The sequence below is a fragment of the Tepidiforma sp. genome (assembly GCF_026419595.1).
Lineage (GTDB): Bacteria > Chloroflexota > Dehalococcoidia > Tepidiformales > Tepidiformaceae > Tepidiforma.
The window spans coordinates 1425-15511 of the sequence record NZ_JANZZD010000022.1 but is presented as its reverse complement, the minus strand read 5'-3'; the positions used below and the strand labels follow the sequence as shown (position 1 = coordinate 15511).

The following is a 14087-nucleotide window of genomic DNA, read 5'->3' as shown; positions in this document are numbered from 1 at the left end:
ATGGCCGCCATCAACCACCCGCTCGGCGGCGTCCGCCGTCCGCTCGGGCTCCCGATTCCCGGGTTTCGGATCAACTGGGGCGTCGCCGCGGCCGTGGCTTTCCTCCTTTTCGCCGCGCTCCTGCCCGTCCTCCAGAACAGCTTCGTCACCAGCCAGGGCTTCGATGTCCAGGCCTCCCAGCGCCAGCAGGCGCGGCTCCGCTCCGAGATTTCGCTCCTCGAAGCCGATGTCGCCCGCCTCACCTCCCAGGCCCGCATCGAGCGGCGCGCCCAGGAGATCGGCCTCGTCAAAGCCGGCGACCCGATCTACGTCACCGTCCAGGAACCCGGCCCCGCGCCGGCGAAACTTCCCGCGGAGTATCTCCCCCCGCCGGCGCCCCAGCCTGCGCCGGCCGACTCCTGGTGGAAGTCCCTCCTCCGCTGGCGTCCCTGGTAGCCAGCACCACACCCGCCGTCGGACCCCGGCGGCCGGAGGCGCGTTCGGATGACCATCCAGAAAGCGCGGCCCAGCCGCCGCGTCTGGCTCCCCGCGTTGTTCCTCGGCCTCTTCGGGGCCGTTCTCGCCGCGCGCCTCGTCCAGCTCCAGGTCCTCCAGCACGAGGCGTACGCCGCCCAGGCCCGCAGCGAGCTCCTCGGCAGCTCCACCATCTACGCCCGCCGCGGCGCCATCCTCGACCGGAACGGCGGGGTCCTCGCCACCTCCGTCGATACCTGGGACGTCTACCTCAACACCCGCGCCTGGCGCACGCCGGAAACCCGCGCCGCCGTCCTCGAAAAAGTCAGCGCCATCACCCGCATCCCCCGCGCCGATATTGAAACCCGCCTCGCGGCGAGCGGCGCCGTCGAAACCCGCATCGCCATCGACCTCGACTTCGAACTCGGCCGCCAGCTCATCGAGGCCGACCTCCCCGGCGTCGTCCTGCTCCCCAACACCGCGCGCGTCCACCCTGAAGGCGACCTCGCGGCGGCCGTTCTCGGCTTCACCGGCCTCGACAACACCGGCCTCGCCGGCATCGAAGCCTTCTACAACGACATCCTCCAGGGCAAAGCCGGCAAGGCCGTCTACGAGCGCGATACCCTCGGCGACCCCATCCCCTACGGCCAGTACGTCGCCACCGAACCCGTCCCCGGCGACGACCTCGTCCTCACCATCGACCGCTACCTCCAGCGCCTCGCTGAGGAGATGCTCGCCGCCGCCGTCAAAGAGCACCGCGCCTCCGGCGGCAGCATCATCGTGATGGACCCCTCGAACGGCGAAATTCTCGCCAACGCGACCCTCCCCACCGTCCGCTTCTCCACTCTCGAGCAGGACCTCGAATCCGCCACCGAAGAGAAGAGCCCGTTCAAGAACATCGCGGTCACCGACACCTACGAACCCGGCTCGGTGATGAAGGTCGTCACCGCGGCCGCCGCCATCGACGCCGGCGTCGTCACCCCGGATACCACCTATGTAGATAATGGTGTCGTGGATGTGGAGGGGGTGCTCCTGAAGAACTGGGACGACGGCGTCTACGGCACGCAAACGATGACCGGCGTGCTCCAGCACTCCATCAACTCCGGCGCCGTCTTCATGCAGCAGAAGCTCGGCACCCGGCTCTTCCAGTCCTACCTCGATGCGTTCGGCTTCGGCAAACCCACCGGCATCGACCTCCCCGGCGAGGCGAGCGGCTTCTTCCGCCGCCCCGAAGACCCGGGCTATTCGCCGGTCGACGTCGCCACCCAGTCATTCGGGCAGTCGATCAGCGTCACGCCGGTCCAGATGATGCAGGCCATCGCTGCCTGCATCAACGGCGGCAACCTCATCACCCCCCACGTCGTCAAAGCCCGCATCCGGCCCGACGGCTCCCGGGTCGATGTCCAGCCCGCCGTCGTCCGCCGCGTCATCTCGCAGGCTGCCAGCGACGCGGTCCGCCGGATGATGGGCGACGTCGTCACGCAGGACCCCGACGGCTGGGGCCGCAACCCCGCCCGCTACACCGCCGGCGGCAAGTCCGGCACCGCCAACATCCCCGTCTGGGGCACCTACACCGACGACCAGCAGATCGTCTCCTTCATGGGGTTCGCGCCCCTCGAAAACCCCCGCATCCTCGTCCTCGTCCGCCTCGACCAGAACCGCAACCTGCTGACCGGCACCCAGGCCGCCGGCCCCATCTTCGCGCGCTACGTCGATGAGGCCCTCCGCTACCTGGGCGTCCCTCCAGAGAAAGGAACGGCAACCGCGCGATGACCGGCCACCTCACCACCGACTTCATCGCCGAAGAGATGTCCCGCCGCGGCTACCGCGTCGAATTCGGCGGCTCCGCCGAGGTCACCGGCGGCTCCGCCGATTCCCGCACCGTCCGCCCCGGCGAGCTCTTCTGCGCCTTTCCCGGGGAGCGCACCCACGGCGACGCCTACGTTGCCGCCGCTTTCCGGGCCGGCGCCCTCGCCGCCATCTGCTCCCGCCCGCCGGCCGAGCTGCCGCCGGGGCGCACCCTCGTCGTCGCGCCCGACACGACGAAGGCCGTCGGCGAACTCGCCCGCGCATGGCGCCTCGCCTGCAACCCGCGCGTCGTCGGGGTGACCGGCACCGTCGGCAAGACGACGGCGAAAGACCTGAGCGCCGCCGCACTCTCCCGCCATTTCCGCGTCTACAGCCGCCGCGGCAACTACAACTCCCGCGAAGGCCTTCCCCTCGCCCTCCTCGGCCTCCGCCGCGGTGACGAGGTCGCCGTCCTCGAAATCGCCATGGACAGCCGCGGCGAAATCGCCTACCTCGCCTCCATCGCGCTGCCCGAAATCGCCGGCGTCCTCAACATCGGCCTCACCCACATCGAAAAGCTCGGCTCCATCGAAGCCATCGCCGAGGAGAAGCTCTCCCTCGTCCGTGCGCTGCCGGCCTCCGGCACCGCCATCCTCAACATGGACGACCCCCGCATCGCGCCCGAAGCGGCCCGCCTGCCCTGCCGCGTCATCGGGTTCGGCGCGCCCGGGTCCGGCGCCGGGCTCGTCGCGCGCGATGCCGCGGCGCGCGGCCTCGAAGGCACCTCCTTCACCGCTGCGTACGAGGGCCGCGCCGCGCGCGTCGATTCGCCCGTCCCCGGCCTCCACACCATCCCGGCCGCCCTCTTCACCATCGCGGCCGGCATCGCCCTCGGCCTCCCGTTCGAGGATGCGGCGGCCGCCGTCGCCGCCGCCGAGCTGCCGGACCGCCGCCTCACCGTCCGCCGCAGCGATACCGGCGCCGCCATCCTCGACGACCGCTACAACTCCAGCCCGGCCTCCCTCGCCGGCGCGCTCCGCCTCCTCCGCGACGCAGAAGGGCGGCGCATCGCCCTCCTCGGCAAGATGGCCGAGCTCGGCGACTACGAAGAGCAGGAGCACCGGGCCGCCGGCGCCCTCGCCGCCGAGTGCGCCGATATCCTCATCGCTGTCGGCGAAACGTGCCGCGTCATGGCGCAGGCCGCCCGCGAGGCCGGCATGGCCCAGGTCCACTGGTTCGCCGAGAAGGAGGATGCTGCCCGCTTCGCCCGGGAGATCCTCGGCCCGGGCGACACGATCCTGCTTAAAGCCTCCCGCTCGCAGGCCTTCGAGACCGTCATCCCGCTGCTCGAGGGGGAACCGTGATCCACGCCCTCTTCTCCGGCTTCGCTACCTTCCTCCTCGCCCTCGCGCTCGGCGAGCCCATCGTGCGCTACCTTCGCCGCCGGCGGATCGGCAAACAAATCTCCGAATACCTGCCCGAGCACCAGAAGAAAGCCGGCACCCCCACGTTCGGCGGCTTCATCATCTGGCTGCCCACCCTCATCGTGACCGCCGTTGCCGTCGACTGGTGGAACCACCAGTCCATCCTCCTCCCCCTCGGCATGATCGCCGTCACCGCAGCCGCCGGCTTCGTCGACGACCTCGGCACGCTGCAGGACCGCCGCCAGGGCGGCCTCTCGTGGCGCTTCAAGCTCGGCTTCACCGCCGTCTTCGCTCTCGGCGCAGCCTTCGTCCTCTACCGCTACATCGAAGTCGAATCCATCAACATCCCCTACGTCGGCAGCTACGCCCTCGGCCTCCTCTACATCCCGCTCGCTGCCGCCATCATCGTCGCCACCACCAGCGCCGTCGCCGTCAGCGACGGTCTCGATGGGCTCGTCGGCGGCACCACGCTCATCGCCTTCATCGCCTACGGGGTGATCGGCTTCATCCAGGGGCAGGAGTTCGTCGCCACCTTCGCCTTCATCATCGCCGGCGCGAACCTCGGTTACCTCTGGTACAACGCCCACCCGGCCCGCGTCATCATGGGCGATACCGGCGCACTCGCCCTCGGCTCCTCGCTCGCCGTCGTCTCGCTCATGACCGGCCAGTGGCTGCTCCTGCCGCTCATCGGCATCATCTTCGTCGTCGAAGCCGGCTCCAACATCCTCCAGATCGGCTCCTACAAGCTCACCGGCCGCCGCATCTTCCGCCGCGCCCCCTTCCACCATCACCTCGAACTCATCGGCTGGGCCGAGACGCAGATCGTCACCCGCTTCTGGATCATCGGCATCGCCGCCGCCATGCTCGGCGTCGCCCTCGCGCTGGAGGTGCCGGAGCGATGAGCGCCGCGCCCGCCGGTCTCCCGCCGCTCGAAGGCCTCCCGGTGCTCGTCTACTCGATGGGCATCGAAGGGCGCGACCTCGCCCGCTGGCTCATCGCCCGCGGCGCCCGCGTCACCATCTCCGATACCCGCACCGATGCCGCCCTTGCCGCGGCTGGCGCCGAACCGCCCGAAGGCGTCGAACGGGTCGTCACCGGCCAGCCCCTGCTCGACCCGGCTGGTTTCGGCCTCGTCGCCGTCTCCCAGTCCATCCTCCGCTACGACCCGGCCCTCGCCCGGGCGCGCGAGCTCGGCATCCCGATCACCACCCAGATGCGGCTCTTCCTCCAGCTCTGCCCGGGCCGGACCATCGGCATCACCGGCTCGAGCGGCAAGTCCACCACCACCGCGCTCGTCGGCGCCATGGCCAGCGCCGCCGGCATCGAGTTCGTCCTCGGCGGCAACATCGGCGAACCCCTCCTCGCGCGCCTCGGCGAAATTCGCCCCGAGACCACCGTCATCCTGGAAATCAGCCACACCCAGCTGCAGTACACCGACCGCTCGCCCCACATCGCGGCCGTCACGAACGTGACGCCGAACCACCTCGACCAGTTCTCATGGGATGAGTACGTCGGCCTCAAGCGCAACCACATCGCCCACCAGTCCCGCGGCGACGTCGCCGTCCTCAACGCCGATAACCCGGTGACCCGGGCGTTCATGGCCTCCGCCCGCGGCCGCCTCGCGGTCACCTCCATCGAAGGGCCCATCGATCTCGACGGCGCCTGCATCGAAGACGGCGACATCGTCATCCGCCGCGGCAGCCGCACGACGCCGGTCCTGCCCGTCGGCGACGTCCGGCTCCGCGGCCGCCACAACCTCGCCAACGCCGTGATGGCCTGCGCCATCGCCGCCGAGGCCGGCTGGCCCGTGACCGCGATGGCCCGCGCCATCCGCACCTTCGCCGGCGTGCCGCACCGTCTCGAGATCGTCGGCCGCGCCGGGGGCGCCCTCTGGGTCAACGACTCCATCGCCACCAGCCCCGAGCGGACCGTCGCCGGGCTCCGCTCCTTCACCGAGCCCGTCGTCCTCCTCCTCGGCGGCCGCGACAAGCACCTCCCGCTCGACCTCCTGCAGGAGGCCGTCCGCGAGCGCTGCCGCGCCGTCGTCTGCTTCGGCGAATCCGGGCCGCTCTTCCACGACGCCGTCCGCGGCCTCGTCGATGTTGCCCTCCTCGTCGACACGCTCGACGCCGCCGTCGACGCCGCTTCCGGCCTCGCCCGCCCCGGCGACGTCGTGCTCCTTTCCCCCGGCGGCACCAGCTTCGATGCCTACCCCAACTTCGAAGCCCGCGGCGCGCACTTCCGCCAGCTCGTCCGCGCGCTCCCGGACTTCACCGAGGAGGTGGCGCCATAGCAGCCGCACGCACCGGCGACTGGACCCCCGGCCGCCCCGACTACATGCTCGTGGCGCTCGTCGGCATTCTCACGGCCTTCGGGCTCGTGGCCGTCTACAGCGCCTCCTTCGTCCGCAGCCTCGTCGACTTCGGCGACCCGTACTACTTCGTCATCCGCCAGGCCGTCTGGGCGCTCGGCGGCGCCGTCGGCATGTTCGTCATGGCCCGGCTCGATTACCGCCGGCTCCGGCCGCTCGCCGTGCCGCTCATGGGCATCACCATCGTCCTCCTCGTCGCCGTCATCGTCATCGGCGTCGAAGGCGGCGGCGCGCGCCGCTGGATCGGTGTCGGCGAACTCACCCTCCAGCCGGCCGAGTTCGCCAAGCTCACCGTCATCATCTACCTCGCGGCCTGGCTCGCCTCCCGCGGCGGCAGCCTCCGCAGCTTCGAACACGGCCTCGTGCCGTTCGTGCTCATCATCGGCACCGTCAGCGCCCTCATCCTCCTCCAGCCGAACCTCGGCACCACGCTCATCATCCTCGCCATCACGGTAACGATGTTCTGGGTCGCCGGCGCCTCGCTCATCCAGATGGTCGCCCTCCTCGGCAGCGGCCTCGTCGCCATCACCGTCCTCGCCCTCGGAGCGGGCTACCGCGCCGAACGCGTCACCGCCTTCCTCCACGCCGAAAAAGACCCCGACGGCATCGGCTTCCAGACGCTGCAGGCGCTCATCGCCGTCGGCAACGGCGGCGTCACCGGCCTCGGCCTCGGCGCAAGCCGCGCCAAGTTCTTCTACCTGCCCGAATCCCACACCGACGGCATCTTCGCCATCATCGGCGAGGAGCTCGGGCTGCTCGCAGGCCTCGCCATCCTGCTCCTCTACGTCCTCCTCATGATTCGCGGCTACCAGGTCGCGCGCCGCGCCCGCGACGAATTCGGCCAGCTGGTCGCGACCGGCATCACCACCTGGGTCGCCGTGCAGGCCTTCCTCAACATCGGCGGCATCCTCCGCGTCATCCCGCTGACCGGCGTGCCGCTCCCCTTCCTCAGCTTCGGCAGCAACGCGCTCGCCGCGCTCCTGCTCGCGATGGGTGTGCTCGTCAGCATCTCCCGCTACGGCAGCGACCGCGGCGGCTACCTCGACCAGCACCCCGTGGAGCGCCGGCCGAAGGGCGCTATCGTCCGCCGGGAGGGCAGCCCATGACGGCGATCGTGCTCACCGGCGGCGGCACCGGGGGCCATCTCTTCCCCGCCATCGCCGTGGCGGCGGCCCTCCGCGCCCTCGAGCCGGCCCCGGCGCTCGTCTTCCTCGGCCCGGCGAACCGCGGCGAACGGGCGACCATCGAAGCCGCCGGCCTCCCCTTCGAAGAGGTTCCCGCCGCTCCCATCCGCGGCCGCTCGCCGCTCGGCCTGCTCCGCAGCATCGCCATCCTCGCCCGCGGCACCGGCCGCGCCGTCCGGCTCCTCCGCCGCCACCGCGCCGCCGCCGTCTTCAGCACCGGCGGCTACGGCAGCTTCCCGGTGAGCCTCGCCGCGTGGCTCCTCCGCCGGCCGCTGGTCGTTTTCCTGCCCGATGTCGCGCCGGGGCTCGCCGTCCGCGTCGAACAGCGGCTCGCTTCCCGTCTCGCGACCTCGACGCCGGCCGCGCTCGACCACCTGCCCCGGGGAAAGACCTCCGTCACCGGCTACCCCGTGCGGCCGGAGTTCTTCAGCCTCAGCCGCGATGCCGCCCGGGCCGCGCTCGGCCTCGGCCCGGCCGACCGCCTCGCCGTTGTCGCCGGCGCTTCGCAGGGCTCCCGCGCCCTCAACGAAGCTGTCTTCGGCCGGCTGGCCGACCTCCTCCGGGCCGCCGCCGTGATCCACGTGACCGGCCAGTCCGGCCTCGAAGCGGCCGAACGGGCGCGCGCCGCCCTCCCGGCCGACCTCGCCGAGCGCTACCATCCCGCGCCGTTTCGCGCCGACCTCCCGGCCGTGATGGTCGCCGCCGACCTCGGCGTCTTCCGCGCCGGCGCCAGCATCCTCGGCGAGCTCCCCGCCGCCGGGCTGCCCGCCATCCTCGTGCCCGGCGCCTTCGCCGGCGGCCACCAGCGCGACAACGCGGCCTGGCTCGCCGCACAGGGCGCCGCCGAGGTGCTCGACGAAGCGGACCTGCCCGCGCTCGCCGACCGCGTCCTCGCGCTCCTCGCGGACGACGCCCGGCGCGAAGCCATGCGCGCCGCCGCCCGCGCGCTCGCCCGCCCATCGGCCGCCGCTGATATCGCGCGGCTCGTCATGGAGGCCGCCCGGTGACCGCCGACATCCGCGGCCCGGTCCACCTCGTCGGCATCGGCGGCATCCACATGTCCGCCATCGGCATCCTGCTGCGCCAGCGGGGCATCGCCGTCTCCGGCAGCGACCTCCGCCGCTCCCACCTCACCGACCAGCTCGAAGCGCTCGGCGCGCAGGTCTTCGAAGGCCACGACGCCGCTCACCTGCCGCCTGACACCGCGCTCGTCGTCGCCACCGCCGCCGCCCGGCCCGACAATCCCGAGCTCGTCGAAGCCCGCCGCCGCGGCGTCCCGGTCATCCTCCGCGCCGAGATGGTCGCGCGACTCCTCGAAGGAAAGCGGCTCGTCGCCGTCGCCGGCTCCCACGGCAAGACCACCACGTCTTCGCTCATCGCCTTCATCCTCGCCCGCGCCGGCCTCGCGCCGATGTACCTCCTCGGCGGCGAATCCCCCGACCTCGGCGGCCACGCGGCATGGGGCGAGGGCGACATCGCCGTCGTCGAGGCCGACGAATACCGCCGCGCCTTCCTCGAATACACCCCCGCGATCGCTGTCATCACGACCGTCGAGCCGGACCATCTCGATGATTTCGGCACCCCGGAAGCCTACGAAGCTGCCTTCGTCGCGTTCGGCCGGCGCGTCCGGCCCGGCGGCCTCCTCCTCGCCTGCGCCGACGACCCCGGCGCCCGCCGCGTCAGCGACCTCCTCGGCGACGACCCGCTCCGCCACGAAACCTACGGCGCTGAAGGCGTCCGCTACTGGCGCGCCTCCGGCATCGAGCTCGGTCCCGGAGGCGGCAGCTTCACGCTCGAGCGCGGCGGAACCCCGCTCGGCCAGCTCACCGTCCGGGTCCCCGGCCTCCACGTCGTCCGCAATGCGACGGCCGCCGCCGCCGTCGCGCTCCACCTCGGCGTCCCCTTCGAAGCGGTTCGCGAGGCCGTCGCGGCGTTCCGTGGTGCCCGGCGCCGGTTCGAGCTCACCGGCGAAGCCGGCGGCGTCACGGTCATGGACGACTACGCCCACCATCCGACCGAGGTCCGCGCGCTCGTCGCCGCGGCCCGCGCCGCCTTTCCCGGCCGGCGGCTCATCGGCATCCACCAGCCGCACACCTACAGCCGGATCGCCTACCTCTGGGACGACTGGCTCGCGTGCTTCGACGGGCTCGATGAGCTGCTCATCGTCGAAACCTACGCCGCCCGCGAAGACCCGGCCGCCGGGCGCTCCGCCCGCGACCTCGCCGCCGCCATCGCCCGGCCGCCGGCCCGCTACGCCGTCGATTTCGCAGAGGCCGTCCGCATCGCCCGCGAGCTCGTCCGCCCCGGCGACGTCGTCATCACCATCGGCGCCGGCGACGTGAACGAGGTCGGTCCCATGCTGCTGGAGACCCTCCGGTGAGCGCCCTCGAACGCCTCGCTGCCGCGCTCGAGCCCCTCGGCGAGCTGCGCCGCGCCGAGCCGCTCGCCCGCCACACCACCTTCGGCATCGGCGGCCCCGCCGACCTCTTCCTCACGGTCCGCTCCGGCGAGGCGCTCGGCCGCGCGCTCACTGCCGCAGCCGATGCCGACGTCCCGGTCTTCATCCTCGGCTCGGGCAGCAACATCCTCGTCGCCGACGCCGGCATCCGCGGCCTCGTCATCGACAACCGCGCCCGCGCCGAGCAGCTCGACGGCCTCACGGCGCGCATCGAGAGCGGTGCCAGCTTCGCCGCCTTCGCGCGGCGGATGTGCCGCCGCGGCCTCGACGGCCTCGCCTGGGCAGTCGGCATCCCCGGCACCCTCGGCGGCGCCGTCGTCTACAACGCCGGCGCGTACGGCGGCTGCCTCGCCGACGTCCTCCGGCGGGTCCGCATCCAGGAGCCCTCCGGCCGCGCCGAGTGGGTGGACGCCGCCGACCTCCGCCTCGTCTACCGCGGCAGCCGCTTCACGCGCGGCGAGCTCCGCGGCCGCGCCGTCCTCGAATGCGAGCTCGAGCTCTTCCCCGGCGACCCCGCCGACCTCCTCCGCCGCGCTGCCGCCTTCGATGAGAAGCGGCTCGCCGCCCAGCCCCGCGGCCGCAGCGCCGGCTCGACCTTCAAGAATCCGCCCGAAGCGCCCGCGTGGAAGCTCATCGACGCCGTCGGCATGCGGGGCATGCGCCGCGGCGATGCGGCCGTCTCCGACAAGCACGCGAACTTCTTCGTCAACGAAGGCAACGCAGCCGCTGCCGACGTCCGCTGGCTCATCGAGGAAGCCCGCCGGCGCGTCTTCGAGCGCTTCGGCATCCGCCTCGAAACCGAAGTCGAATTCGTGGGGGCGTGGACATGAGCCGCCAGCGCGTTGCCGTCATCTTCGGGGGCCGCTCCGGCGAGCACGAGGTCTCCATCGTCTCCGCCCGGAGCGTCATGGCCGCGCTCGACCCGGCGCGCTGGGAGCCCGTGCCCATCGGCATCTCCCGCACCGGCGAGTGGCTGAGCCCGGCCGAAACCCGGGCCGCGCTCGATGCCGGCGCCCGCGCCTTCACCGGCCTCGGCCAGCCCCTCCTCCGCGCGCACGAGGCCCTCGCCGCTCTCGCCGGCTGCGATGTCGCCTTCCCGCTCGTCCACGGCACCTTCGGCGAAGACGGCACCCTGCAGGGCTTCCTCGAGATGGCTGGCATCCCCTATGCCGGGGCCGGGGTCGCCGCCTCCGCCATCGGCATGGACAAGGCGCTCATGAAAGCCATCTTCCGCGAAGCCGGGATCCCGGTGGCCCGGTATTCCGTCATCCGATCACGGGAGTATACACTTCACCAAAATATGTCTATGGCGCTCATCGACGAGGCGATCGGCTATCCCTGCTTCGTCAAGCCGGCGAACGGGGGCTCCAGCGTCGGCATCACGAAGGTCCGCTCCCGCGAAGACCTGCCGCGCGCCTTCGAAGCCGCCTTCGCCTACGACACCAAGGCCGTCGTCGAAGAAGCCATCCGCGGCCGCGAGCTGGAAGTCTCCGTCCTCGGCAACGATGAGCCCGAGGCGAGCACCGTCGGCGAAATCGTCCCCGACCGCGAGTTCTACGATTACGCCTCGAAGTACGACCCGGCCTCGAAGACCGAGCTTTACATCCCCGCGCCGGTCACCGACGCCGTCGCCGCCGAGGTGCGCGACCTCGCCCTCCGCATGTACCGCGTCATGGGCTGCGAAGGCTACGCCCGGGTCGATTTCTTCCTCACCACAGGCGACCGCGTCATCGCCAACGAAGTCAACACCATCCCCGGCTTCACCAGCATCAGCATGTACCCGAAGCTCTGGGAGGCCTCGGGCCTGCCCTACCGCGAGCTGCTGACGCGCATCCTCGAGCTCGCCTTCGAACGCCATGCGCGGAGGCCGCAGCCGTGATCATCCGCAGGAACCGCGGCCAGCAGCCCGGCGTCGTCCGGAAGATCGTCCGGCGCACCCGGCCCGCCGTCGGCGGGAACGGCCCCCGGCGGGAGATCGTCCGCCGGCCCCCGCTCGTCATCGGCGAAGGCGTCGTCCCGCCGCAGCGCCGCAGCGTGCGCGTCGGCCTCGCCGGCCGCCGCTTCGTCATCGCCGCAGGCGGCCTCGCCGCCGTCGCCGCGCTCATCGCCGGCGCCGCCTGGCTCTACCGCTCGCCCTACTTCCGCGTCGAAACCGTCGAAGTCCAGGGCACGCAGCGGATGTCCGACCGCACCATCGTCGCCGCCGCCGACCTGCTCGGCCGCAGCATGCTCACCGCCGACCTCGCGGCCGCGCAGCGCGCCGTCTACCAGCTCCCGCTCGTCAGTTCCGTCCGCATCGAGCGCGATTGGCCGTCCACCGTCCGCATCATCGTCGAAGAGCGCCGCCCGTGGGGCACCTGGGAGCAGGCCGGCGTCGACTACCTCATCGACCGCGAAGGGGTCGTCATCGCCGTCGGCGAGCGCCTGCCGGCCGGCGCCCCGGCCATCCGCAGCTCCGAGCCCGGCTCCCGCATCGTCGGCGACCGCGTCGATTACCAGGCCGTCGATGCCGCCGCCGAGATCTACGAGCTGCTGCCGCGCCAGCTCGGCACCACCGTCGAAGAGGTCGCCTTCATCAAAGGCAAAGGCGTCCAGGTCACCACTGCCGACGGCCAGGTCGCCCTCTTCGGCGATTCCAGCTCCATCGCCTACAAGCTCGCCGTCTGGGCCGCCCTCGCCGCCGAGGCGCGCCAGCGGCACATCGCCTACACCACCATCGACCTGCGCTACGGCAACCGCCCGGTGCTGCAGTAGAGGAAGCGAGGAAAGGGGGAATCATGCGTCGACGCTCCACCGTAGCCGCCATCGATGTCGGATCCACCAAGGTCGCCGTCGTCGTCGGCGATATCTCCGAGACCGGCGAGACGCGCATCCTCGGCGTCGGCGTCGCGCCGGCCGCCGGCCTCTCCCGCGGCGTCATCGACAACATCCAGAGCGCCCGGGAAGCCATCTCCATCGCCGTCGAAAAGGCCGAGCAGGCCTGCGGCATGCGCATCCTCTCCGCCGTCGTCGGCATCTCCGGCGGCCACATCGCCAGCCAGAACAACCGCGGCATCGTCGCCATCCCGGACCGCACCCGGCCCATCTCCGCCGACGACCGCGCCCGCGTTCTCGAGGCCGCCGGCCAGGTCGCCATCCCCACCAACCGGCAGGTCATCCACGTCGTCCCCCGCACCTACTGGGTCGAAGGCACCGAACCCGTCTCCGACCCCGTCGGCATGTTCGGCTCCCGCCTCGATGCCGAGGTCCACATCGTCTCCGGCGCCGTCTCGGCCATCCAGAACCTCACGAAGTGCGTCGAAGGCGCCGGCGTCCAGGTCGACGATATCATCCTCGAAAGCCTCGCCTCGGCCGAGAGCGTCCTCACCGAGCAGGAGAAGCAGCAGGGCGTCGCGCTCGTCGATATCGGCGGCAGCACCACCTCCATCGCCGTCTTCGACGAAGGCGCCGTCGCCCACACTGCCTGCCTGCCGATCGCCGGCTCCCACCTCACCGCCGACCTCGCCCGGGTGCTCCGCTGCCCGTGGGAGAGCGCCGAGACCGTGAAGTGCACCGTTGGCGCCGCCTACGCCGACCCCGCCATGGCCGGCGAAACCGTCGAACTCCAGGTCTTCGGCACCCAGTCCACGAAGCACGTCCCGCTCGACCACGTCTGCGCCATCCTCCAGGCCCGCACCGAGGAGATCCTCGAGATGGTCGGCGTCGAGCTGAAGCGCGTCGGCTACCTCGACCGCATCGCGGCCGGCCTCGTCCTCACGGGCGGCAGCAGCCAGCTCCGCGGCCTCCCGGAAGTCGCCGAATCCCGCCTCGACCTCCCCGCCCGCCTCGGCCGGCCTCACGGCTACAGCGGCCTCTCCGACCTCATCGGCACCCCCGCCTTCGCCACCTCCATCGGGCTCGTCCGCTACGCCCTCGCCAACCGCGAACGGCCCGGTGAATTCGCCGCACCCGCGTCCGAAGGGAGAGGCCGCGGCTTCCTCGAACGCATCCTCAACCTCGGGAGGTCGCTCATCCCCCAGTAAGCCGCCCGCTTCGCGAACCGCCAACCTCGCCGCACCACAGCCTCATTTCGCATCGAAGGGAAGGACAACGACATGAGCATGCGCTACGACATCGAACTGCTGCCGGATATCAAAGTCGTCGGCGTCGGCGGCGGCGGCTGCAACGCCGTCAACCGGATGGTTCGCGCCAAGATCCCGGGCGTCCAGTTCATCGCCTGCAACACCGATGCCCAGGCGCTCGCCACCTCCGAAGCGCCGACCCGCCTCCGCATCGGCGAAAAGCTCACCAAGGGCCTCGGCGTCGGCGGCGACCCCGCCCGCGGCGAACGCGCCGCCGATGAAAGCCGCGACGAAATCTACGACCTCCTCCGCGGCACCGAGATGGTGTTCGTCACCGCCGGCATGGGC

Annotated in this window: 12 protein-coding genes and 1 pseudogene; all 13 read left to right on the top strand. The window is 71.8% G+C overall.

All coding sequences use genetic code 11. The features are described from left to right. Nucleotides 1–435, top strand: a complete 435-nt coding sequence (locus N2041_RS11145) for a septum formation initiator family protein (protein WP_297678662.1) — start codon at nt 1–3, stop codon at nt 433–435. Between the two features lie 48 nt (nt 436–483). Beyond that, complete coding sequence (locus tag N2041_RS11140) at nt 484–2226, top strand: penicillin-binding protein 2 (RefSeq protein ID WP_297678661.1); 1743 nt, start codon at nt 484–486, stop codon at nt 2224–2226. Next, on the top strand, nt 2223–3605 hold the full coding sequence (gene murF, locus N2041_RS11135; RefSeq protein WP_297678660.1) for a UDP-N-acetylmuramoyl-tripeptide--D-alanyl-D-alanine ligase: 1383 nt from the start codon (nt 2223–2225) through the stop codon (nt 3603–3605). Before N2041_RS11140 ends, murF begins: the two co-directional genes overlap by 4 nt. After that, nucleotides 3602–4567 (top strand): phospho-N-acetylmuramoyl-pentapeptide-transferase, encoded by a 966-nt coding sequence (gene mraY / locus N2041_RS11130; protein ID WP_297678659.1) that lies wholly within the window; start codon nt 3602–3604, stop codon nt 4565–4567. Before murF ends, mraY begins: the two co-directional genes overlap by 4 nt. After that, on the top strand, nt 4564–5958 hold the full coding sequence (murD, locus tag N2041_RS11125; RefSeq protein ID WP_297678658.1) for a UDP-N-acetylmuramoyl-L-alanine--D-glutamate ligase: 1395 nt from the start codon (nt 4564–4566) through the stop codon (nt 5956–5958). Before mraY ends, murD begins: the two co-directional genes overlap by 4 nt. Before the next feature lie 50 nt (nt 5959–6008). Further along, the gene (gene ftsW / locus N2041_RS11120) at nt 6009–7142 is read left to right on the top strand and encodes a putative lipid II flippase FtsW (RefSeq protein WP_297678657.1); all 1134 of its coding nucleotides are present in this window, start codon (nt 6009–6011) and stop codon (nt 7140–7142) included. Then, nucleotides 7139–8227, top strand: a complete 1089-nt coding sequence (locus tag N2041_RS11115; protein WP_297678656.1) for a UDP-N-acetylglucosamine--N-acetylmuramyl-(pentapeptide) pyrophosphoryl-undecaprenol N-acetylglucosamine transferase — start codon at nt 7139–7141, stop codon at nt 8225–8227. The genes ftsW and N2041_RS11115 overlap by 4 nt, the downstream gene beginning before the upstream one ends. After that, the gene (gene murC / locus N2041_RS11110; RefSeq protein ID WP_297678655.1) at nt 8224–9600 is read left to right on the top strand and encodes a UDP-N-acetylmuramate--L-alanine ligase; all 1377 of its coding nucleotides are present in this window, start codon (nt 8224–8226) and stop codon (nt 9598–9600) included. The genes N2041_RS11115 and murC overlap by 4 nt, the downstream gene beginning before the upstream one ends. Continuing rightward, complete coding sequence (gene murB / locus N2041_RS11105) at nt 9597–10508, top strand: UDP-N-acetylmuramate dehydrogenase (RefSeq protein WP_297678654.1); 912 nt, start codon at nt 9597–9599, stop codon at nt 10506–10508. Before murC ends, murB begins: the two co-directional genes overlap by 4 nt. Continuing rightward, a complete protein-coding gene (locus N2041_RS11100; RefSeq protein WP_297678653.1) occupies nt 10505–11557 on the top strand; it encodes a D-alanine--D-alanine ligase family protein in 1053 nt (350 codons plus the stop codon). Before murB ends, N2041_RS11100 begins: the two co-directional genes overlap by 4 nt. Further along, entirely contained in the window at nt 11554–12432 is an 879-nt protein-coding gene (locus N2041_RS11095) for an FtsQ-type POTRA domain-containing protein (protein ID WP_297678652.1), read from the top strand. Before N2041_RS11100 ends, N2041_RS11095 begins: the two co-directional genes overlap by 4 nt. A 23-nt stretch (nt 12433–12455) precedes the next feature. Continuing rightward, nucleotides 12456–13700, top strand: a complete 1245-nt coding sequence (gene ftsA / locus N2041_RS11090) for a cell division protein FtsA (protein WP_297678651.1) — start codon at nt 12456–12458, stop codon at nt 13698–13700. 72 nt (nt 13701–13772) lie between these two features. Continuing rightward, nucleotides 13773–14087, top strand: a pseudogene (locus N2041_RS11085) (cell division protein FtsZ); the annotation flags it as partial.

Excerpts from the sequence above, each read along its gene's own strand:
- N2041_RS11145 (WP_297678662.1), top strand. The coding sequence starts at position 1 with ATGGCCGCCATCAACCACCCGCTCGGCGGCGTCCGCCGTCCGCTCGGG.
- N2041_RS11140 (WP_297678661.1), top strand. The coding sequence starts at position 484 with ATGACCATCCAGAAAGCGCGGCCCAGCCGCCGCGTCTGGCTCCCCGCG.
- murF (WP_297678660.1), top strand. The coding sequence starts at position 2,223 with ATGACCGGCCACCTCACCACCGACTTCATCGCCGAAGAGATGTCCCGC.
- murD (WP_297678658.1), top strand. The coding sequence starts at position 4,564 with ATGAGCGCCGCGCCCGCCGGTCTCCCGCCGCTCGAAGGCCTCCCGGTG.
- N2041_RS11115 (WP_297678656.1), top strand. The coding sequence starts at position 7,139 with ATGACGGCGATCGTGCTCACCGGCGGCGGCACCGGGGGCCATCTCTTC.
- N2041_RS11100 (WP_297678653.1), top strand. The coding sequence starts at position 10,505 with ATGAGCCGCCAGCGCGTTGCCGTCATCTTCGGGGGCCGCTCCGGCGAG.
- ftsA (WP_297678651.1), top strand. The coding sequence starts at position 12,456 with ATGCGTCGACGCTCCACCGTAGCCGCCATCGATGTCGGATCCACCAAG.